Annotated in this window: 20 protein-coding genes; 6 read left to right on the forward strand and 14 right to left on the reverse strand. The window is 72.5% G+C overall.

The features are described 5' to 3' along the window. Positions 1 to 5: 5 nt before the first annotated feature. The 4 genes from ACH47Z_RS16855 to ACH47Z_RS16870 form a co-directional block, all read right to left on the reverse strand. A complete protein-coding gene (locus tag ACH47Z_RS16855) occupies positions 6 to 362 on the reverse strand; it encodes a YciI family protein (RefSeq protein WP_399074155.1) in 357 nt (118 codons plus the stop codon). Between the two features lie 102 nt (positions 363 to 464). Beyond that, on the reverse strand, positions 465 to 1,469 hold the full coding sequence (locus ACH47Z_RS16860; protein ID WP_399074243.1) for an LCP family protein: 1,005 nt from the start codon (positions 1,467 to 1,469) through the stop codon (positions 465 to 467). 112 nt (positions 1,470 to 1,581) lie between these two features. Further along, complete coding sequence (locus ACH47Z_RS16865; protein WP_399074157.1) at positions 1,582 to 2,943, reverse strand: endo-1,4-beta-xylanase; 1,362 nt, start codon at positions 2,941 to 2,943, stop codon at positions 1,582 to 1,584. A 109-nt stretch (positions 2,944 to 3,052) separates the two neighbouring features. After that, a complete protein-coding gene (locus tag ACH47Z_RS16870) occupies positions 3,053 to 4,078 on the reverse strand; it encodes a LacI family DNA-binding transcriptional regulator (protein ID WP_399074159.1) in 1,026 nt (341 codons plus the stop codon). A gap of 112 nt (positions 4,079 to 4,190) precedes the next feature. On the opposite strand from ACH47Z_RS16870, the gene ACH47Z_RS16875 reads away from it, so the two are divergent. Together ACH47Z_RS16875 and ACH47Z_RS16880 are read left to right on the forward strand one after the other, a co-directional pair. Further along, positions 4,191 to 6,503 carry a glycoside hydrolase family 3 N-terminal domain-containing protein gene (locus ACH47Z_RS16875; protein WP_399074161.1) on the forward strand — a complete coding sequence of 771 codons (2,313 nt, stop codon included), beginning with the start codon at positions 4,191 to 4,193 and terminating at the stop codon, positions 6,501 to 6,503. A gap of 114 nt (positions 6,504 to 6,617) precedes the next feature. Then, positions 6,618 to 7,496: a hypothetical protein gene (locus ACH47Z_RS16880; RefSeq protein ID WP_399074163.1), complete on the forward strand. Its 879-nt coding sequence runs from the start codon at positions 6,618 to 6,620 to the stop codon at positions 7,494 to 7,496. Positions 7,497 to 7,714: 218 nt separating this feature from the next. Here ACH47Z_RS16880 and ACH47Z_RS16885 read toward each other — a convergent pair whose 3' ends face one another. Genes ACH47Z_RS16885 through tsaB form a run of 4 tightly spaced genes read right to left on the reverse strand, consistent with a single transcriptional unit; the run spans position 7,715 to position 10,194 of the window. Next, positions 7,715 to 7,972: a hypothetical protein gene (locus ACH47Z_RS16885; RefSeq protein ID WP_399074165.1), complete on the reverse strand. Its 258-nt coding sequence runs from the start codon at positions 7,970 to 7,972 to the stop codon at positions 7,715 to 7,717. Then, the gene (tsaD, locus tag ACH47Z_RS16890; protein ID WP_399074167.1) at positions 7,969 to 9,057 is read right to left on the reverse strand and encodes a tRNA (adenosine(37)-N6)-threonylcarbamoyltransferase complex transferase subunit TsaD; all 1,089 of its coding nucleotides are present in this window, start codon (positions 9,055 to 9,057) and stop codon (positions 7,969 to 7,971) included. The genes ACH47Z_RS16885 and tsaD overlap by 4 nt, the downstream gene beginning before the upstream one ends. Further along, on the reverse strand, positions 9,050 to 9,520 hold the full coding sequence (gene rimI, locus ACH47Z_RS16895; protein WP_399074245.1) for a ribosomal protein S18-alanine N-acetyltransferase: 471 nt from the start codon (positions 9,518 to 9,520) through the stop codon (positions 9,050 to 9,052). Before rimI ends, tsaD begins: the two co-directional genes overlap by 8 nt. A gap of 17 nt (positions 9,521 to 9,537) precedes the next feature. Next, positions 9,538 to 10,194, reverse strand: a complete 657-nt coding sequence (gene tsaB, locus ACH47Z_RS16900; protein WP_399074169.1) for a tRNA (adenosine(37)-N6)-threonylcarbamoyltransferase complex dimerization subunit type 1 TsaB — start codon at positions 10,192 to 10,194, stop codon at positions 9,538 to 9,540. Positions 10,195 to 10,347: 153 nt separating this feature from the next. Here tsaB and ACH47Z_RS16905 point away from each other — a divergent pair, with 153 nt between their 5' ends. Next, a complete protein-coding gene (locus ACH47Z_RS16905; RefSeq protein WP_399074171.1) occupies positions 10,348 to 10,902 on the forward strand; it encodes a hypothetical protein in 555 nt (184 codons plus the stop codon). 355 nt (positions 10,903 to 11,257) lie between these two features. Here the strand turns inward: ACH47Z_RS16905 and tsaE are convergent, their stop codons facing one another. The 4 genes from tsaE to ACH47Z_RS16925 all read right to left on the reverse strand — a co-directional run bounded on the left by tsaE (position 11,258) and on the right by ACH47Z_RS16925 (position 15,316). Continuing rightward, positions 11,258 to 11,779 (reverse strand): tRNA (adenosine(37)-N6)-threonylcarbamoyltransferase complex ATPase subunit type 1 TsaE, encoded by a 522-nt coding sequence (gene tsaE, locus ACH47Z_RS16910; RefSeq protein ID WP_399074174.1) that lies wholly within the window; start codon positions 11,777 to 11,779, stop codon positions 11,258 to 11,260. Then, entirely contained in the window at positions 11,736 to 13,004 is a 1,269-nt protein-coding gene (locus ACH47Z_RS16915) for an alpha/beta fold hydrolase (protein ID WP_399074176.1), read from the reverse strand. The genes tsaE and ACH47Z_RS16915 overlap by 44 nt, the downstream gene beginning before the upstream one ends. 187 nt (positions 13,005 to 13,191) lie before the next feature. Next, entirely contained in the window at positions 13,192 to 14,355 is a 1,164-nt protein-coding gene (alr, locus tag ACH47Z_RS16920) for an alanine racemase (protein WP_399074178.1), read from the reverse strand. Between the two features lie 46 nt (positions 14,356 to 14,401). Continuing rightward, complete coding sequence (locus ACH47Z_RS16925) at positions 14,402 to 15,316, reverse strand: L,D-transpeptidase (RefSeq protein WP_399074180.1); 915 nt, start codon at positions 15,314 to 15,316, stop codon at positions 14,402 to 14,404. Between the two features lie 303 nt (positions 15,317 to 15,619). On the opposite strand from ACH47Z_RS16925, the gene ACH47Z_RS16930 reads away from it, so the two are divergent. Then, positions 15,620 to 16,714 (forward strand): hypothetical protein, encoded by a 1,095-nt coding sequence (locus tag ACH47Z_RS16930; protein ID WP_399074182.1) that lies wholly within the window; start codon positions 15,620 to 15,622, stop codon positions 16,712 to 16,714. Here ACH47Z_RS16930 and ACH47Z_RS16935 read toward each other — a convergent pair. Next, positions 16,711 to 18,144: an NAD(P)H-hydrate dehydratase gene (locus ACH47Z_RS16935; protein ID WP_399074184.1), complete on the reverse strand. Its 1,434-nt coding sequence runs from the start codon at positions 18,142 to 18,144 to the stop codon at positions 16,711 to 16,713. The two genes, ACH47Z_RS16930 and ACH47Z_RS16935, sit on opposite strands and share 4 nt — an antisense overlap. 44 nt (positions 18,145 to 18,188) lie before the next feature. Next, positions 18,189 to 18,560 carry a holo-ACP synthase gene (locus ACH47Z_RS16940; RefSeq protein ID WP_399074186.1) on the reverse strand — a complete coding sequence of 124 codons (372 nt, stop codon included), beginning with the start codon at positions 18,558 to 18,560 and terminating at the stop codon, positions 18,189 to 18,191. On the opposite strand from ACH47Z_RS16940, the gene ACH47Z_RS16945 reads away from it, so the two are divergent. Continuing rightward, positions 18,559 to 19,539 (forward strand): DUF6183 family protein, encoded by a 981-nt coding sequence (locus ACH47Z_RS16945; protein WP_399074188.1) that lies wholly within the window; start codon positions 18,559 to 18,561, stop codon positions 19,537 to 19,539. The two genes, ACH47Z_RS16940 and ACH47Z_RS16945, sit on opposite strands and share 2 nt — an antisense overlap. A gap of 26 nt (positions 19,540 to 19,565) precedes the next feature. Then, positions 19,566 to 20,345 (forward strand): SDR family NAD(P)-dependent oxidoreductase, encoded by a 780-nt coding sequence (locus ACH47Z_RS16950; protein ID WP_399074190.1) that lies wholly within the window; start codon positions 19,566 to 19,568, stop codon positions 20,343 to 20,345. The last annotated feature ends 8 nt before the right edge of the window (positions 20,346 to 20,353 follow it).

Below are 20,353 nucleotides of genomic sequence, written 5' to 3' on the forward strand. Positions count from 1 at the left end.
AACACTCAGGCCTCGGCGATCTCCCGCACCTCACACGAGACGGTCCAGTAGTCCTCGTGGACCTTCACGAACCGCTTGGACCACTCGACGGCCTCGGCCCGGTCCTTGCACTGCATGATCGCGTAGCCGCCGATGACCTCCTTGGCCTCGGTGAACGGTCCGTCGGTGACGGACAGCTTCCCGCCCTCCCAGCGCACCGTGGTGCCCTGGGCGGCCGGGGTCAGCCCGGCGGTCTCGAGCATCACGCCGGCCTTGGTGACCTCCTCGATCAGCTCGCCCATCCGGCGCATCAGCTCCTCGCTGGGGCCCCCGGCGGGAGCGGTGGACTCGTCGATGTGCACGAGCGACAGGTAGCGGGGCATGGTGACTCCTTCGGTCGGGCGGCGGGGCCGTTTCCCTGCCGCTCACCCATGCGTCGAACGGAAGGACCCGGGATCGACACGCCCCCGGAAATTTTTTTCGGCTCAGCGCAGCGAGGCCCACAGCGTGCTCGCCGCCGGTTCCTTCGCGATCACCCGGTTGGGGTCGGAGGGGGCCAGGACGACCGGCATCATCACCGTCGTCACCCGGTCGGCCGTCAGGCCCTTCAGGCTCTGGCCGAGCCGCATCAGCTCGCCCAGCGAGTGCAGGCCGGTGTCGGTGGTGAGGCTCGCGGTGACCGCGTCGGCGACCCGGTACAGCCTGGCCGGGTCGGTGAGGAGGCTGGTGCCTGCCATCTGCTCCAGCAGGGCCTTCACCAGCTTCTGCTGCAGCCCTATGCGGCCGAGATCGCTGCCGTCGCCTATGCCGTGCCGGGTGCGGGCGAAGGCGAGGGCCTGCTTGCCGTCGAGGTGGTGGGTGCCGGCGGGCAGGTCGAGGTGACTGTCGTCGTCGTGGATGTCCTGGTCGGTGGTGACCGTGACCCCGCCGAGCGCGTCCACCAGCCCGGCGAAGCCGGAGAAGTCGATCTCGACGTAGTGGTCCATACGGACGCCGGTGATCGACTCGACGGTCTTCACCGCGCACACCGGCCCGCCCACCTCGTAGGCGGTGTTGAACATCGCGCCGTACGCCACCGCCGTGGAGCGCCCGGAGGACAGCGGACAGGACGGGCGGGTGACGAGGGTGTCGCGCGGGATGCTGACCACCGTGGCCTTCGTCCGGCCCGCGTCGACGTGCACGACCATCGCCGTGTCCGAGCGGGCGCCGGAGCTGTCGCCGCCGCCCAGCTCCTGGTTGGCCTTGCCGCTGCGCGAGTCCGAGCCGAGGACCAGGATGTTCAGGGCGCCGGACGGGAGCGGGGAGGCGGCGGCCGACGGGGTGATCATCGCCCTGGCGGGGCGGTCGTCGCCGAGCGCGCTGTTGATGTCGACGCTTTTGATGTTGTGGTCGAGGTGCCAGTACGCCCAGCCTCCGGCGGCCGCGCCCAGCACCAGGACGCCTGCCAGGGTAAGGCCGACGATCTTCAGCGCTCTCGACCGCCGGCCCACCCGTCTGCCCGCTTCTGCGTGCTCCTCGTGTCGCGTCACGGCAGGAACGTAAGTCCGAATTATTAGGGGACTGTTAGCGGAAGCGGTGAGAGTCGGCTTTCTTCCGAAATTCTCATCCCAAGGTCACCGTGGGTACCGGATTGCCCCCGCTCCAGGACCCGTTGAAACCGAACGTCACCGAACCGCCGTCCGGCACCGAGCCGTTGTACGAGGCGTTGGCGCAGGAGACCGCCGCGCCGGACTGGGTGCAGGTGGCGTTCCAGGCCTGGGTGATCTGCTGGCCCGCGCCGAACGTCCAGTCCGCCTTCCACGAGGACAGCGAGGCCCCGGCGCAGGAGATGGTCACCTGGCCGGTGAACCCGGTGTTCCACTGGCTGCTGACGCTGTACGCGGCGGTGCAGGCACCGGTCGGTGGCGGAGTGCTGCCCCCGCCTCCGTCGCTGCCGCCGAGCGCCGTGGCGATGCCGTAATACGCCGGTTTCGGCTGGTAGTTCTCGTCGTACGGCGTCGCCGCCCCGTACCCCGGGAAGGTGCTCGGCACCCAGGAGTCGGCGTCGGTGAAGCCCCACGCGGTGACGTTGACGCACCGGCTGACGGCGGCGCAGGCGGCCACGACCGCGTGGAAGTCGGCCTTCTGCTGGGCGAGTTTGGTGACGTCGGCGGGCAGCTGCATGCGGATGTCCAGCTCGGTGATCGCCACGTCCACGCCGAGGTCGGCGAAGCGCTGGATGTTCTGCTGGAGTGTCGACGGCACCTGGCCGAGGACGAGATGGGCCTGGAGGCCGACGCCGCCGATCGGGACGCCCTGCGCCTTCAGGGACCTGACCAGGTTGTACAGGGCGTCGGACTTCGCGTTGACGCCCTCGACGTTGTAGTCGTTGATGTACAGCTTTGCGTCCGGGTCGGCCGCGTGGGCCCAGGTCAGGGCGTTGGCGATGTAGCCGGAGCCGAGGCCGTCGTACCAGATCGTGGAGCGGTAGCTGCCGTCCTCGTTGAAGGGTTCGTTGACGACGTCCCAGGCGGCGATCTCGCCCTTGTAGCGGCCGACCTCGGTGCTGATGTGGTTCTGCAGCAGGCTGCCGAGCTGGGCGGAGGTCCAGCTGCCGTTGGTCAGCCAGCTCGGGTTCTGGTTGTGCCAGACCAGGGTGTGGCCGCGCACCTGCTGGTGGTGGGCCTGGGCGAAGGCCACGATCTGGTCGGCCTCGGTCCAGTTGAAACTGCCCCGGGTGGGCTCGACGGTCCCCCACTTCATGGCGTTGCCGGGGGTCAGCGAGCTGAACTGGGCGCCGGTGATGTCGCCGTAGGTACCGGTGAGCCTGGAGCCGGTGACGGCGGTGCCGATGAGCTTGCCCTTCGCTGCCGCGAGGTCGCGCAGGGGAGTGTCGGCGGCGTGCGCCGTGCCGGCGGTGAACAGGCCGACGGCGGCGACGAGCCCGGCCAGTCCGGCCCTTAAGAGGTTTCTGGAGGATCTCATGCGGGTGCCTCCGAAAGTTCGAAAGTTTCGGTCGAACAACCGATTTGCTTCGGAGGAGTGTGGGGGCGCCCACCCCACCCGTCAATACGTCAACTTCCGGCCACCCGCGTCACGCCGGCGCCGCCGTACTGCTGCGCACCACCAGGCTCGTCGCCAGCTCCACCCGGGTCGCCGCCCGCTCCTCCGGCTCGCGCCCCAGCTCCAGCACCAGCCGGGCGGCCGCCTCGGCCATCTCGGTCAGCGGCTGCCGTACGGTCGTCATCGGCGGGCCCACCCAGCGGGCCACCGGCAGATCGTCGAAGCCGACCACGCTGAGGTCCTCCGGGATGCGCAGGCCCAGCTCCCGGGCGGCCTCGTACAGGCCGAGCGCCTGCAGGTCGTTGCCCGCGAAGACGGCGGTGGGCCGGTCGGGGCGGCCGAGCAGCTCCAGGCCGAGCCGGTAGCCGGCGTCGTGGTGGAAGTCGCCGCCGACGATCAGCGAGGGATCGACGGGCAGGCCGGCCGTCTCCAGCGCGGCCCGGTAGCCGTCGACCCGGGCGCGGCTGCACATCATCCGGGACGGGCCGCTGATCGCGCCGATCCGGGTGTGGCCGAGTTCGACCAGATGGCGGGTGGCGGCGAGGCCGCCCTGCCAGTTGGTGGCGCCGATCGAGGGCACGTCCGGGCCCGGGTCACCGGCCGGGTCCATCACCACGAACGGGATGGACCTGCTGGTCAGCAGCGCCCGCTGGGACTCGTCGAGCCCGGACAGCACCAGCACCACCCCGTGCGGGCGGCGCGCGGCGACCTGGTCGGCCCAGGTCCGGCCCGGGGTGAGCCGCCCGGCCGACTCGGACAGCACGACGCTCAGCCCGGCGTCCCGGGCCACGTTCTCCACGCCCCGGATGACCTCCATCGCCCAGGCGCTCTCCAGCTCGTGGAAGACCAGGTCGATCAGCGGGGAGCGGGACGCCTCGGCGCGCCGGCGCCGGTAGCCGTAGGCACGCAGCAGCTCCTCGACGCGGGTGCGGGTCGCCGGAGCGACATCGGCGCGGCCGTTGAGGACCTTCGAAACAGTCGGAGCGGACACCCCGGCCTCACGGGCGATCTCGGCGAGCGTCGCCGTCTGGTTTTCTGTGGGCTTCGAAGGTTTCATGCCCGCGATCGTAATCCCCGCAGGACCTCTTGACGAAGGCTCGTGCGCGCCATAGGTTCCCGGAACATTCGGAGTAGTCAACGAAACATTCGCGAACGAGCTCGGGAGTCCCATGACCATCGCTCCTTGGCGCGACCCCGCCCTGCCCGCCGACGCCCGCGTGGCCGACCTGCTCTCCCGGATGACCCTGGAGGAGAAGGCCGCCCAGCTGTACGGCGTCTGGGTGGGCGCCGCCACGGACGGCGACGGGGTCGCGCCCCTGCAGCGCGAGATGACCGCCGGCTCCTCCGCCATCGAATGGGACGAGCTGATCACCCGTGGCCTCGGCCAGCTGACCCGCTCCTTCGGCACCGCCCCCGTGGACCCGGCGCTGGGCGCGCAGGCACTGGCCCGCGCCCAGCGCCGTATCACGGCGGCCGGCCGCTTCGGCATCCCGGCCGTCGCGCACGAGGAGTGCCTGGCCGGGTTCACCGCCTGGCGCGCGACGGCCTACCCGGTGCCGCTCGCCTGGGGTGCCGCCTTCGACCCGGCGTTGGTCGAGGAGATGGGCCGGCGCATCGGCCACGACCTGCGCGCCTGCGGTGTCCACCAGGGCCTCGCCCCCGTCCTGGACGTCGTCCGCGACCCGCGCTGGGGACGGGTCGAGGAGACGATCGGCGAGGATCCGTACCTGGTCGGCACCATCGGCACGGCCTATGTACGCGGCCTGGAGTCGGCCGGGGTCGTCGCCACGCTCAAGCACTTCGCCGGGTACGCGTCCTCGGCGGGCGCCCGGAACCTGGCCCCGGTCCGGGCGGGCGTACGGGAGTTCGCGGACATCACCCTGCTCCCCTTCGAGATGGCGCTGCGCGAGGGCGGAGCCCGCTCGGTGATGGCGGCCTACACGGAGACCGACGGGGTGCCCGTGTCGGCCGACCCGCGCCTGCTCACCGGACTCCTGCGTGAGGAGTGGGGCTTCACCGGCACGGTGGTCGCCGACTACTTCGGCATCGGCTTCCTCGAGACCCAGCACCGGGTCGCGGCGGACGAGGCGGAGGCGGCCCACCTGGCCCTCGCGGCGGGCATCGACATCGAGCTGCCCACCCTGAAGTGCTACGGCACCCCGCTCGTGACCGCCGTACGCGCGGGCCGTGTCCCCGAGGCGCTGGTGGACCGCGCGGCCCGCCGGGTGCTGCTCCAGAAGTGCGAGCTGGGCCTGCTGGACGAGGACTGGCGGCCGGAGCCGGCGGGCCCGGTCGACCTGGACTCGGCGGAGAACCGCGCCCTGGCCCGGCGCCTCGCCGAGGAGTCGGTGGTCCTGCTGGACAACCCCGACGGTCTGCTGCCGCTGGCCCCGGACACCCGGATCGCGGTGGTCGGCCCCCGCGCGGCGGACGCGTTGGCGATGCTCGGCTGCTACTCCTTCCCCTCCCATGTCCTCACCCAGCACCCCGGAACTCCGCTGGGCATCGAGATCCCGACGCTCCTGGAGTCCCTGCGGGCCGAACTCCCCGACGCCAAGGTGACGTTCGCTTCGGGCTGCGGGGTCGACGACCCGGACACCGGCGGCTTCGAGGAGGCGGTGGCCCGCGCGGCGGAGGCGGACGTGTGCGTGGCGGTCCTCGGCGACCGGGCGGGCCTGTTCGGCCGGGGCACCTCCGGCGAGGGCTGCGATGTCGCCGACCTCCACCTGCCCGGCGTACAGGCCGAGTTGCTGGACACGCTGGTGGCGACGGGCGTCCCCGTGGTCCTCGTCCTGCTGACCGGCCGGCCGTACGCCCTGGGCCGCTGGCAGGGCCGGCTCGGCGCGGTGGTGCAGGCCTTCTTCCCCGGCGAGGAGGGCGGTCCGGCGGTGGCCGGGGTGCTGTCCGGCCGGGTGAACCCCTCCGGCCGGCTCCCGGTGAGCGTCCCACGCCTGCCCGGCGGCCAGCCCTGGACCTACCTCCAGCCCCCGCTGGGCCTGGCCGGCGACGTCAGCAGCCTGGACCCGACCCCGCTGTACGCGTTCGGGCACGGCCGCTCGTACACGACGTTCGCCTGGGAGGCGGTGGACGCCCCCGAGACGGAGATCCCGACGGACGGCTCCCACGACCTCTCCCTCACCGTCCGCAACACCGGCGACAGGGCCGGGTCCGAGGTCGTCCAGCTGTATCTGCACGACCCGGTGGCGAGCGTGACCCGGCCCGACGTACGGCTGATCGGGTACCAGCGCGTGGAGCTGCCCCCCGGCGCCTCCCGCCGCCTCACCTTCCGCTTCCACGCCGACCTGTCGTCCTTCACGGACCGCACGGGCGCGCGGGTGGTGGAACCCGGCGCACTGGAACTGCGGCTGGGCGCGTCGAGCGCGGACGTACGGCACACGGCCCGGCTGCGGCTCACCGGGCCGGTCCGGGTGGTGGGGGCGGAGCGGCGGCTGCGGTGCGAGGTCTTCGAACAGTTGGACTGAGCCCCCAGCGCGAACACTGGCAAAAAGCAAGCCCTGTGCGGCGCGTGCTCAGGAAGCGTTCAGGTTGCCCCTGGGAGGGTCGGGCCCCACACGACTCCCCCCACAGGAGCACCCTTGACGACCACGCCTTCGACGACGACGAAATCCGTCATGAAGAAGCTGCCCGAGGTCACGCTCGCCTTCTGGATCATGAAGATCGCGGCGACGACCCTGGGCGAGACCGCGGGCGACCTGTTCTCCCAGACGCTCGGGCTCGGCTACTTCCTCACCACGATCGCCCTGTTCCTGGTGTTCGTGGTGACGCTGGTGATCCAGCTCAGCTCGAAGCACTACAACCCGTTCTTCTACTGGACCGTGATCCTGTCGACCTCGATGGCCGGCACCACCATGTCCGACTTCATGAACCGGGACGCCAGCGCCAAGTACCTCTCCGGAGGGGCCACGTCCCTCGGCTGGGGCCCGCAGGGGCTGGGCCTCGGCTACCCGGAGGGCGCCGCGATCCTGGTCTCCCTCCTGCTGCTGATCTTCCTCGCCTGGAAGCTGAGCGGGATGACCTTCCAGATCACCGAGATCGTCACCTTCCGGGGCGAGGCCCTGTTCTGGTCGGCGATCCTGGTCTCCAACACCCTCGGCACCTCGATGGGCGACTTCCTCTCCGACAGCTCGGGCCTGGGCTACCTGGGCGGCGCGGCCCTGGTGGCCGGTGTCCTGCTGGTCCTGGTCGCCCTGATGAAGGTCCCGGCGGTGCCGAACGTCCTGCTCTTCTGGATCGCCTTCGTCCTGACCCGCCCGCTGGGCGCCACGGCCGGCGACTTCCTGACCAAGCCGGTCGCCAAGGGCGGGCTGAACCTGGGTACGGCCGGTTCCTCGGCGGTGCTGCTCGCGGTGCTGTTCGGCCTGATGGCGTACGCGCATCTGAGGGAACGGCGGGCGGTGCCACCGGAATTCGCGGCTGCGGAGGAGGTCCAGCCGCAGCGGGCCGGTCACCGGTAACCACGGCCGACCCCCGACAACGGCGAAACCCGCCCCGGAGAACCGGGGCGGGTTTCGAGTGGAGCGCCGGGCAGGCCTTGCACCTGCATCTCCCCGCAGGAAGCGGGACGTCTTTCCTTGGACCACCAACGCACTGCGTCCGAAGCCGTTTTCCGTTTCCGGTTTCCGGCCGTTCGCTGTGTGATGATCATAGCGCAGTTCTGCCGGACACCTCAACCTCAGCCCTCGGCCACCGCCTCGAACCGCCAGCGGTGCACCGCCCGGGTCACCAACCCCGGGTCCGGCTCGGGCAGTTCGGGCAGCTCGGCGTCGTACGGCGCGTCCCACCACGTGATGACCAGCACCCGGTCCTGCGGTGCGCGGAAGGTCTCGCGGCGCAATGGCAGGCCGGCCAGCGGCTGTTCCCGCGCCCAGGCGAGCAGCTCCGCCCCCCGGCCCTCGGCCGCCCGACCCTCCCACATCAGCGCGACGGTCACCGGTACAGGTTCTCCTTGCTGACCTCGTGCACATGGTCGTGGTGGCCGGGGACGTGCGGGTCGGTCACCGGCAGGGAGGAGTCGGCCGACAGGTCCCAGCTGGAGGCGGCCCGGCCCCGGGCGACCATCTCGGCGCCGAGGGCGGCCACCATCGCGCCGTTGTCCGTGCACAGCTTGGGACGGGGCACCCGGAGTTCGATGCCCGCCGCCTCACAGCGGTGCCGGGCCAGCTCCCGCAGCCGGGAGTTCGCGGCCACACCGCCGCCGATCATCAGGTGCTCGACGCCCTCGTCCTTGCAGGCGCGGACCGCCTTGCGGGTCAGCACGTCGACCACGGCCTCCTGGAAGGAGGCGGCCACATCGCGGACCGGGACCTCCTCGCCGGCCGCGCGCCTGGCCTCGATCCAGCGGGCCACCGCCGTCTTCAGGCCGGAGAAGGAGAAGTCGTAGGCGGGGTCGCGCGGGCCGGTCAGGCCGCGCGGGAAGGCGATCGCCCCCGGGTCGCCCTCGCGCGCGTACCGGTCGATGACCGGGCCACCCGGGAAGCCCAGGTTCAGCACACGGGCGATCTTGTCGAAGGCCTCGCCCGCCGCGTCGTCGATCGTCGCGCCCATCGGGCGGACGTCGGAGGTGATGTCCTCGGACAGCAGCAGGGAGGAGTGGCCGCCGGAGACCAGCAGGGCCATCGTCGGCTCGGGCAGCGGGCCGTGCTCCAGCTGGTCGACGCAGATGTGCGAGGCGAGGTGGTTGACGCCGTACAGGGGCTTGCCGAGGGCGTAGGCGTACGCCTTGGCGGCCGAGACACCGACCAGCAGCGCGCCCGCGAGACCGGGGCCGGCGGTCACGGCGACGCCGTCGAGGTCCCTGGCGGAGACGCCCGCCTCCTTCAGCGCGCGGTCGATGGTGGGGACCATCGCCTCCAGGTGGGCGCGGGAGGCCACCTCGGGGACGACACCGCCGAAGCGGGCGTGCTCGTCGACGCTGGAGGCGACGGCGTCCGCCAGCAGCGTGGTCCCGCGGACGATGCCGACGCCGGTCTCGTCGCAGGAGGTCTCGATGCCGAGGACGAGAGGTTCGTCAGCCATGGTCCTTCTCTTCGGTTGTCCGGTGAGTGATCAGGCGCATCACCAGGGCGTCCACGTTGCCCGGCTGGTAGTAGCCGCGCCGGAACCCGATGGGCTCGAAGCCGTAGCGCTCGTAGAGCTTCTGGGCGCTGAGGTTGTCGACCCGGCACTCCAGCAGCACCTCGTGGCACTCGAACGCGGTCGCCGCGCGCAGCAGTTCGGTCAGCAGCCGCCCGCCGAGCCCGGTGCCCTGGTGCTCGCGGGCGACGGCGATGGTCTGCACGTCGCCCTGTTCGCCGGAGGAGGCGAGGCCCGCGTAGCCGACGATACGGCCGGTCTCCTCCTGGGCCACGAGGTAACGGCGGGTCGCCTCGGCGCCCCGGGCATGGGCCAGCTCGGACCAGAACATGCCCCGGGACCAGGCGTCCTCGGGGAACAGGTCCTTCTCCAGCTCCAGGACCCGGTCGATGTCCCACCAGCGCATCTCGCGCAGTCGCACGGTCACTTCGGTGTGACCACCTTGTAGTTCTTGGGGACCTGGGCGTCCGGCCGGCGCAGATACAGCGGCCGGGGGTCCGGCAGCTCCTCGCCGGCGGCGAGCTTCTCCACGGCCAGCGAGGCGAGCGCGGCGGCGGACACGTGCTCGGGCTCGTGGACGCGCGGGAACGTGTCCGGGTAGAGCAGCGCGCCCGCGCCGACCGCCGGCAGGTCCGCGACCCGCTCGGCGATGTCCGCCGGGCGGTCCACGGCCGGGCCGGTGAGCCGGGTGCGCGAGTCGGCGTAGGTCGCCCAGTAGACCTCCTTGCGCCGGGCGTCGGTCGCCACGACGAAGGGGCCCGTCTCGATGTCGGCGGCGTAGGCGAGGCCGTCCAGCGTGCACACGCCGTGCACCGGGACGCCGAGCGCCAGGCCGAAGGTGTCGGCGGTCATCAGGCCGACGCGCAGCCCGGTGTAGGGGCCGGGCCCGGTGCCGACCACGATCCCGGTGACGGCGTCCAGCGTGAGCCCGGCCTCGGTGAGCAGCCGGTCCACGGCCGGCAGCAGCAGCTCTCCGTGCCGACGCGCGTCCACCTGGCTCGACGAGGCGATGACGTCCGTACCGTCGTGCAGCGCGACGGTGACGGCGGGTGTTGCGGTATCCAGAGCGAGCAAGAGCACGCGAACAGCCTACGGCGCCTGCGCCCCGGGCAGCGCCGTACGGGCCGGACGGTCACCGGCTGCTACGGTCTGTAGTACGAAGTACGACATTTGGCACGACGTACGGCATGACGTACGGACTCGACGTACGGCACGAGGCAGAGGTGGACGCACGTGGCAGGGACCAGCTCGGGAATCGTGGCCGGCCTCACCGCGGCGGCCGTCGGCGCCGTCGGCTTCCTCGCCTACCAGGCCCGGGGGACCGTACCGGCGAGCCCGGCCGGCCGGCCCGGCGCCAGCGCGTCCCCCTCGGCCACCGCGACCAAGGCGCCCCGGGACCGCCGCCACCCGACGGCCCTGCCGGGCGGCTCCGGCCGGGGTGAACGGGTCGTGTACTCGCTGGACGACGACCGGGTCTGGCTGGTCGACCGCACGAACCAGGTGGAGCGCACCTTCAGGGTGAACCCCGGCACCATCGACCCGACGCCCGGCTCCTACTGGGTCACCTCCCGCTCCAGCGCGACCACCGGCACCGACGGCCTGCCCGTCGAGCATGTCGTGCGGTTCAGCAGCGTCGACGGGCTGGCGATCGGGTTCAGCGCGGCGGTGGCTGCGCAGGCTTCGGCGGATCCCGGTGTGCGGACCGGTGCCATTCGGGAGAGCCGGGAGGACGGGCTCGCGATGTGGAACTTCGCGACGATCAGGGTGCCCGTGGTGGTGATTCGTTAGGCGGCTTTGCGCTCCACGGGGTGCCGCGAAGTGCCGTCCGGCGGCTGCGGGTCCGTTGTGGCTTGTCGCGCACACGCGGCGGTAGCCGCATGTTCAGCACAGCCCCGCGCCCCCTTCGTCGCCCCTTCGGGGCGTTCGAAATCCCGCGGTGGTCTCGAGATCGCGTCCGCCGCCGCGCACGACGCCAGCAGGTCGTGCATGGAGACCCGGGTGGGGGTGGGTGCGGTCATGGACGCCTCCTGAGGTGCGGGGGCGGGGGTGGTTAGGTATGCCTAACCACGAGCTGGATACCATGGGACCACGCCCGGGACGTCCTGCGCAATATCTTGCCGACGGTCTGTCGGAACCCGAGGTTTCAGGCGGCCAGCGTCTCCAGGCCGGCCTCGGCCCAGCGCTCCCCCAGGCCGGTCAGCGTCACGTGCCGTACCTCGTCCGTGGTGTCTCCCACGGCGCGGTGGATGACGACCTGGAGCCGGTCCTCGGTCAGCTCCTCGACCTTGCCCTCGCCCCACTCCACGACGATCACCGAGTCGGGCAGCGAGACGTCGAGGTCCAGGTCCTCCATCTCGTCCAGGCCGCCGCCGAGCCGGTAGGCGTCGACGTGGACCAGGGGCGGGCCGTCGCCGAGGGAGGGGTGCACCCGGGCGATCACGAAGGTCGGGGAGGTGACCGCGCCACGCACGCCGAGGCCCTCGCCGAGCCCGCGGGTCAGCGTGGTCTTGCCCGCGCCCAGCTCGCCGCTGAGCATCACCAGGTCGCCCGCGCGCAGCAGCTTGGCCAGGCGGCGGCCCAGCTCCCGCATCTGCTCGGGCGAGGTGATCGTCAGCCGGGTCTCAGCGGGGTCCTGCGGAGCTGCTGGTGCTGCCGGTCGTTCCATAGCCACTAACCGTAGCCCCTGCCGGCACGGCACCCGCACGGGTGAGCAGGTCGGCGAGACGGTCGGTGACCACTTCCGGGTGTTCCAGCATCACCAGGTGCCCGGCGTCCGGCACCAGCACCAGCTCGGCTTCCGGAAGCAGGTCGGCGATCGCCTCGCTGTGTTCGCTGGGCGTGACGAGATCCTTGACCCCGGCCAGCACCAGCACCGGCATGTCCGCGAAGAAGGCGAGGGCCTCGGTCTTGTCGTGGTCGGTGAAGGCCGGGTAGAACTCGGCGACCACGTCGATCGGCGTGGACTCGATCATCCGCTCCGCGAACCGCTCGACGGCCGGGTCGACGTCCCGCCCCGCGAACGAGTACCGCTTGATGACCCCGGCGAACAGATCGGCGGTGGCCCGGCGGCCCTTCTCCACCAGCTCCGCCTGCTGCCCGAGCGCCTTGAGCACGCCCGGCAGGATCCGGCGCACCGCGTTGACCCCGGCGACGGGCAGCCCGAAGTTGACCTCGCCGAGCCGCCCGGACGACGTCCCGACGAAGGCGGTGGCGACGACCCGGTCCCGGATCAGCTCGGGGTACTGGGCGGCGAGCGCCATCACGGTCATCCCGCCCATCGAGTGCCCGACCAGCACGATCGGCCCCTCCGGTACGGCGGCGTCGAGGACGGCCTTCAGATCGCGGCCGAGCTGGTCGATGGTGAGCGGCACCCCGTCCCGGGTCTGGGCCACGCCCCGCCCGGAGCGGCCGTGGCTGCGCTGGTCCCAGTGCACGGTGCGGACGACCCCGCGCAGTGCGGCGCGCTGGAAGTGCCAGGAGTCCTGGTTGAGGCAGTAACCGTGGCTGAAGACGACGGTGACCGGGGCGGGGGCCTTGCGGCCGAAGAGCCGGCGCCGACGGGGCGAGACGTTCGGCCCCGGGTCCGGCTCGATCTCGTCGACCTCGTAGTACAGCTCGCTGCCGTCGTCGGCCTGCGCCCGGCCCGGGGTGCCCCGCAGGGTGCCGTACGGCCCCGCGGAGTCCAGGGCCAGCCGGGCCTTGCGGCGCATCCCGCGGCCCACCGTCATCCGCTCGACGGCCACCCCGGCCGCCGCGCCCGCGGCGAGCACACCTATCGCGGCACCGGCGATGCCGGTCGCCCGGCGCCAGCCGCCGGCCGCTCCCGCGGCGGAGGCGGCGGCCGCCGAGGCGACGACGTCCGCCACGGCCTCCGCGCTGCTCTCGCTCACGTACCGCTCCTCTTCACCGTTGTGGCCGTCATCGCCGTACTGCGTTCCGCCGGGTGGTCGCGAACGATGGTGCCGCTGCCGCCGCTCCCACCGGTATGACCGGTGTTACACGTGATCCGGGTCGCGTCTCCCGAAGGGGTCACCGGAGTCCTTCCCCGTTCACGGGGACGCGTTCACATGAGCGCGTTCACATGGCCGCGTTCAGATAGACGCGCGGAACCCGGGTGCCGATGCGCGTGACGATCTCGTACGCGATCGTGCCGCAGGCCTGCGCCCAGTCCTCGGCGGTGGGCTCGCCGCCGTCGCCGGGCCCGAACAGCACGGCCTCGCTGCCCACGGCCGGCTCGTCGCCGCCGAGGTCCACCACGAACTGGTCCATGGCGACCCGCCCGGCGACCGTACGCCACTTGCCGTCGACCAGCACCGGGCCGGTGCCCGAGGCGTGCCGCGGGATGCCGTCCGCGTAGCCGACCGGAACCAGGCCGAGGGTGGTCTCGCCGGCGGTGACGTAGTGGTGGCCGTAGCTGACGCCGTGCCCGCCCGGGGCGCGCTTGACCAGGGCCAGGGAGGCGCGGAGGGTCATCACCGGGCGCAGCCCGAAGTCGGCCGGCGTGCCCAGCTCCGGGCTGGGCGAGATGCCGTACATGGCGATGCCCGTGCGCACGAGGTCGAAGTGGGTCTCGGGGAGGGTGAGCGTGGCGGGCGAGTTGGCGATGTGCCGCACCTCGGGCCGCACGCCCTGGCCCTCGGCGTACGCGAGCATCTCCCGGAAGCGGTCGAGCTGGGCGGCGATGGACGGATGCCCCGGCTCGTCGGCGCAGGCGAAGTGCGACCAGATGCCGGTGACCCGCACCAGCCCGTCGGCCTCGGCGCGCAGGGCCTCGCCGACCAGCGCCTCCCAGTCCGGGCCGGGCTGGCAGCCGTTGCGGCCCAGCCCGGTGTCGGCCTTGAGCTGCACGCGCGCGGTCCGCCCGGCCTCGCGAGCGGCCGCCACGACCTCCCGCAGGGCCCACATCCCACTCAGCGACACGTCGATGCCGGCCTCGATCGCCTGCCGCCAGGGGCCACCCGGCACCCACAGCCAGCACAGCATGCGGGTGTCCAGACCGGCGGCGCGCAGCGCGAGGGCCTCCTCGGGGGTGGCCGTGCCGAGCCAGGTGGCCCCCGCCTCGACGGCCGCGCGGGCGCACGGCACCGCCCCGTGGCCGTACCCGTCGGACTTGACGACGGCCATCACGGCCGCGTCCTTCACCCGGGCACGCAGGGTCCGCACATTGGCGCGCAGGGCACCCAGATCGATCTCGGCACGGGCGCGCAGGGGGGCGGTCGGCACAGTTGCTGTCTCACTCATCGCGCCCCCAGTGTCTCAGAGGGCCCCGCGGGCCCCGGTCGCAGTCTCAGGTACCCGGCCTTCGCCCCCATACGTAGACGTGGTCGCCCTTCTTCAGCACGTCCCACAGCGTGCGCGCGTCACCGAGCCTCAGATTGACGCAGCCCCAGGAGCCGACGGTGGTGTAGATGCTGCCGTAGACGGCGTGGAAGGCCTCGCCGCCGTCGAAGAACTGGGCATACGGCATGGGCTGGTTGTAGAGGGTCGACACGTGGTTCTTGTGCCGCCAGTAGATGGTGTGCCAGCCCTTGCGGGTGACATGCCCCGCGCGCCCACTGCGCATGGGCACCGGCCCGAACATGACCTTGGAGCCCTTCTGCACCCAGGTGAGCTGCCGGTCCAGATCGACGCAGGCGACCTTGTACGACCGCACGGGGCAGTTCTTGGCCGCGTTCGGGCTCTTCTTCGCCGAGACGAGCATCATGGTCGACCAGGTGACGGGTCCGGCGAAGCCGATCGCGGGCTTGATCTTGTACGTGAGCTGGAAGGCGCGGATGGCCTTGCAGTCGGCGCCGGACTGCCGTCCGTCCGCCTTCAGTCCCAGCCAGCGCTCCACCTGCCGTTGGTACGGCCCGGTCTGCTTGCTGCAGGTCACCTTGGTGACGGCGTCGGAGAGGGGCACGTACTCGACGAGGTCGTACGCCCCCGCCGGCGCCCGGCGGGGCTCGATGCGGTCCTCGCGGGGGGTCGGCGTGTACGTCCTCGGCGGCAGCACCTGGTCGGGCGTGTCGATCTGCCACTGCTGACCGGTGGGGGGCACGCCGGGGACGAGGTCCGATTCCGGTTCGGTACGGGGAGCGGGGGGTGCGGGCTTGGCCACCACGGCGGGTGCGGCGCCCGCGGCGAGGGTGCCGGCCAGCAGGGCCGTCATGGTGGCGAGCAGGACGGCGACACCCCGGGACGCGATTCGTCTGCTGATCATGCGATCAGCCAAACGTGCGCCCGCGCCGGATCGGTGATGCCGCGCGGGCGGGGTCACCCGAGGGGCGGAGCCGGGCACCGCCGGGCCCCCGGCAGCGGGAGTTCGTCATGATTGGCCTCAACCATGCGGCCGCCTGGGCGGGTTGGCCGACACGTGCGCCGTGGCCGCGTCCGTCTGTCACGTCGTGACGGCGGACTCCGTTTGCCCCCGTCCCCACGGGGCCGCAGACTGAATGCGGGATCTCACATTCCTGGCCGAAGCCCTCGCCACCCCCGCTTCTGGTTCCAGTCGAGGAGAAACCACATGACCTGGCAGTACAACGACCTCACGCGGGCCGGCGGTGGCCCACCGTCGGCAGGCGATCCCGCCGGATACACCGTGGACGCCGACAGGACCGAACGTGTGGTCCACCGCGGTACGGACGGCCATATTCACGAACTGTCGTTCGACGGCGCCTGGCATCACACCGATCTCACCGGCACGGCACAAGGTGACCCGCCGGAGTCGGCAGGCGATCCTGTCGCCGGGAGCCCGTCCGGAGCGGCCGCGTATGTCTTCTTCCGCGGTACGGACAGCCACATTCACGAGTTGTCGTTCGACGGCGCCTGGCATCACACCGATCTCACCGGCACGGCACAAGGTGACCCGCCGGACTCCACGGACGATCCCTTCGGCATCATCGTCAACGACATAGGCGGAGAACCGACGGTGCTCTACCGCGGTTCCGACAGCGGCATCCACGACCTGTCCGAATTCGAGTCCGCGTGGAGCGACCTCGCCCCCGGCGTCCTCTTCGCGCCGGACACGCCTCCGGAAGCGGCCGGCGGCCCGACCGCCGTCTACTACTGGGGGTTGGACAACGGCATGAACGTGGTCTATCGCAGCACCGACGACCACCTCTGTCTCCTGTCGCTCTCCCGCCACTTCGGCGCCCAGTACAAGGGGGACCTCACCGCCATGGCCACCGGCGACCCGCCGGCCGCGGTCGGCAACCCCGCCGGGGACACACTGGGCGACGAGGAGCCCGAGCAGCACCTCGTCTACCGTGACGGCGACGGTCGCCTCCACGAGCTGTTGGGGGTGTACACGGGTCTCGTCGAATGGCGCCACAACGACCTGTCCACAGCCAGTGGGGCTCCGAACGCCGCCGGTGACCCGGCCGTCCGCTCCTGGGACGTCGACAAGGCCCTGCACGTGGTCTATCGCGGCACCGACGACCACATCCACGACCTCGTGTGCAACGGCCAGTGGCACCACGAGGATCTGTCCGGCATCAGTGGGGCTCCGCAGGCGGCCGGTGACCCGGCCGTCTACTCCTGGGACGTCGACAAGGCCCTGCACGTGGTCTATCGCGGCACCGACGACCACATCCACGAGTTCCGCCTCACCACCGGCTAGCCACCGCGTCGCACGTCCCGCCAGGCCGACGGCAGCTTCTCGGCCACGTCGTGCGCTCCCACCGGCGCCCCCTGCGCCGCGAACCTCCCGGCCAGGCCGTGCAGATACGCGGCCGCACTCCCCGCGTCCAGGGCCGAGAGTCCCGACGCCAGCAGCGACCCCGTGAGCCCGGACAACACGTCCCCGCTGCCCGCCGTGGCCAACCAGGAGGTCCCCGTGGCGTTCACCCGCGCCGCCCCGCCCGCGACGTCGGCGACCAGTGTCGTGGACCCCTTCAGCAGCACGGTCGCCCGGTACACCGCCGCCAGCTCCCGCGCCGCGGTCAGCCGGGCCCCCTCGACCTCCTCCCGGCGTACCCCCAGCAGCGCGGCCGCCTCCCCGGCATGAGGGGTCATCAGCGTCGGCGCCGTACGCCCCCGTACCGCGTCCCGGTCGGCCAGCCGCAGCCCGTCCGCGTCGAGCAGCACCGGTACGTCCGTGCCGAGCACCTCGGCCACGGTCGCCGCGTCCTCCCCCGCCCCGGGCCCGGCCACCCAGGCCTGCACGCGCCCCGCCTCGGCCGGCCCCCGGTCGGACACGAGCGTCTCCGGGAAGCGGGCGATGACCGCGTCCCCGGCGGGACCGACGTACCGTACGGCCCCCGCCCCGCCCCGCAGCGCCCCGGAGACGGCGAGCACCGCGGCCCCCGGATAGCGCGCGGACCCGGCCGCGATGCCGACGACACCGCGCCGGTACTTGTCGCTCTCCGCGCCCGGCACCGGCAGCAGCCGCGCCACGTCGGCGTGCTGCAGGGCCGCCAACTCGCCCTCGCCGGGCAGCTCCAGCCCGATGTCGACGAGCCGTACGACACCGGCGTACTCCCGCGCCGGATCGACCAGCAGCCCGGGTTTGTACGCGCCGAAGGTGACGGTCAGGTCGGCTCGTACGGCGGCCCCCCGCACCTCCCCGGAGCCGGCCTCGACCCCGCTGGGCAGATCCACGGCCACCACGGCGGCCCGCGACCGCTCGGCCACCTCGGCCAGGGCGGCCGCCTCGGGCCGCAGCCCCCCCTTGCCGCCGATCCCGACGATCCCGTCCACGACGAGATCGGCCCGCTCGACGAGCCCCTCGACAGCATCGGAAGCCACGACTCCGCCGGCGCGCCGCAAGGCGGCGAGCCCCCCGGCGTGCGCCCGGTCGGGTGACAGCAGGACAGCCGTCACCCCGGCCCCGCGCCGGGCCAGCCGCGCCCCCGCGTACAGGGCGTCCCCGCCGTTGTCCCCGCTGCCGACGAGCAGCACCACCCGGCTGCCGTACACCCGCCCGAGCAGCTCCGCGCAGGCCGCGGCCAGCCCCGCGGCGGCCCGCTGCATCAGCGCACCCTCCGGCAGCCGCGCCATGAGGGCCCGTTCGGCCGCCCTTACCGTCTCCACGCTGTACGCAGTACGCATGGCACCGAGTCTGCCCCGCGACCCCCGCCCGTCACACCCGGGCCTCACCCCTCGGCGACCACCACCGCCGAGGCGACCCCGGCGTCATGGCTCAGCGACACGTGCCAGGACCGCACGCCCAGTTCCGCGGCCCGCGCCGCCACGGTCCCGCGCACCCGCAGCCGGGGCCGCCCGCTGTCCTCGACGTACACCTCGGCGTCGGTCCAGTGCAGTCCGGGCGGTGCCCCCAGCGCCTTGGCCAGCGCCTCCTTGGCCGCGAACCGGGCCGCGAGCGAGGCGATCCCGCGCCGCTCCCCGCTGGGCAGCAACAGCTCCGACGCCACGAACAGCCGCTCGGCCATCCCGGGCGTGCGCTCCAGCGACGCCCGGAACCGGTCGATCTCGGCGACGTCGATCCCCACTCCGATGATGCTCATGGGCCGCAGCCTACGGTCCTCCCGGACGCGCCCGGCCGACTCCCCGCACCACCGCGCCGCCCAGGGTGACGAGGTGTCCGAGCACCCCGATTCCCCCGAGCAGCTGCACCGGCTGGCCCTGCGCGCCACCGACCGGTTCCGGACCGCCGAACTGGTCCGTGCCCTCGCCGGGGACCACTCCCCGAGCGCCACCGACTGGGCCGTACGGCTGGCGGAGGACCTGGCCGGCGTCCTCGCGCCGGACGCCTGGCGGCCGCTGGCGCGGCAGATCGCCTGGCGGCTGGCGAAGCGGCCGAGCACGGTCGCGCTCCGGCCGCACTTCGCCTCCCACGCCCCCGTCTCCCTGGACGACCCGGGGACCGAGTTCCGGGCCTGTCTGCTGCACGAGATGGCCCTGCGCTTCGGCTTCCACCACCCCCGGCACGACGAGGTCCCGCTCGCGTACGGCGCCGCGCTGCGCGACCTCGGCCACCCCCTGTCCTGGCTGCCGCTGAACTCGTACCGCTTCGAGCAGTCGATGCGGCTGTGCTCCGGCAGCGACGGCGGTGCGGTGGGCTCGGACGGACCGGAGCGGCTGCGCGCCACCCATCCCGAGATCCCGGCCACCGACAAGCTCGACGCCGAGTGCCTGGACGGCACCACCCGCGAGACCGTCTTCACCTTCCACACCACCGCGGACGACCTCGCCGCCGACCTCTTCCTCGCCGGCTTCGCGGGCGGCTGGTACGGCGAACCGCAGTACGGCGCCTACGCCCGGCTGCACACCTGGCAGAGCCTGTACGCCGTGCTGGACGCCGGCCCGGACACCCCGCACCGGGAGGTGGTACGACAGGTCGCCGACTGGCGCTGGGTCCGCTTCGCCATGCCCCGGTACACGGACAACCGGTGGTTCAGCCGGGACTTCACGGACACCGCCGTCGCCGCGCTCGACCCGACCCGCACCCGCCTCGGCGTTCTCGCGGCGAGCGAGACGGACTGACGAATTCCCCGTCTACGCTCCCGTCCATGACTTCTCAGGCCTATCTCTCCGACCTGTTCTCGCTCGACGGCCGCACCGCCCTGGTGACCGGCGGCAGTTCCGGCATCGGCCGGGCCATCGCCGGGGCCCTGGCGCGAGCCGGTGCACGGGTGGTGATCGTGGCCCGCGGAAAGGAGCAACTCGCCGATGCCGTGAGCGAGTTGACGGCCGTTGGCGCGCAGGTCTCCTTCGTCGCCGGTGACGTGAGCACCCGTGACGCCGTGCGCGCCGTCGCCGAGGAGGCGGCCGGGGTCTTCGGGGAGCCGGACATCCTCGTCAACTCCGCCGGGATCAACCTCAGGCCGCCGATGAGCGAGCTGGGCGAGGACGTGTGGGACGCCACCATGGCCGTGAACCTGGAGGCGCCCTTCCTGCTGGGACAGCGGTTCGGGCCCGGCATGGCGGAGCGGGGCTTCGGCCGGATCATCCACGTCACCTCGCAGCAGGCCCACCGCGCCTTCGTGCAGAGCGGCGCCTACGGCGTCTCCAAGGGCGGGCTGGAGTCGCTGGCCCGCTCGCAGGCCGAGGCCTGGTCACCGCACGGCGTCACGGTGAACACGCTGGTGCCGGGCTTCGTGATGACCCCGTTGAACCAGCGGATCGCCGCCGACCCCGAGAAGTCGGCGGCGCTGGCCGCGCGCACGATGACCGGCCGCAACGGTCTGGCCGAGGACTTCGAAGGCGCGGCCGTGTTCCTCGCGAGCCGCGCCTCCGCCTATGTCACCGGCCAGTCGCTCTTCGTCGACGGCGGCTTCTCCGTGCACTGAGCCGGCTG

This window comes from Streptomyces sp. NPDC020192 (genome assembly GCF_044388685.1).
Lineage (GTDB): Bacteria > Actinomycetota > Actinomycetes > Streptomycetales > Streptomycetaceae > Streptomyces.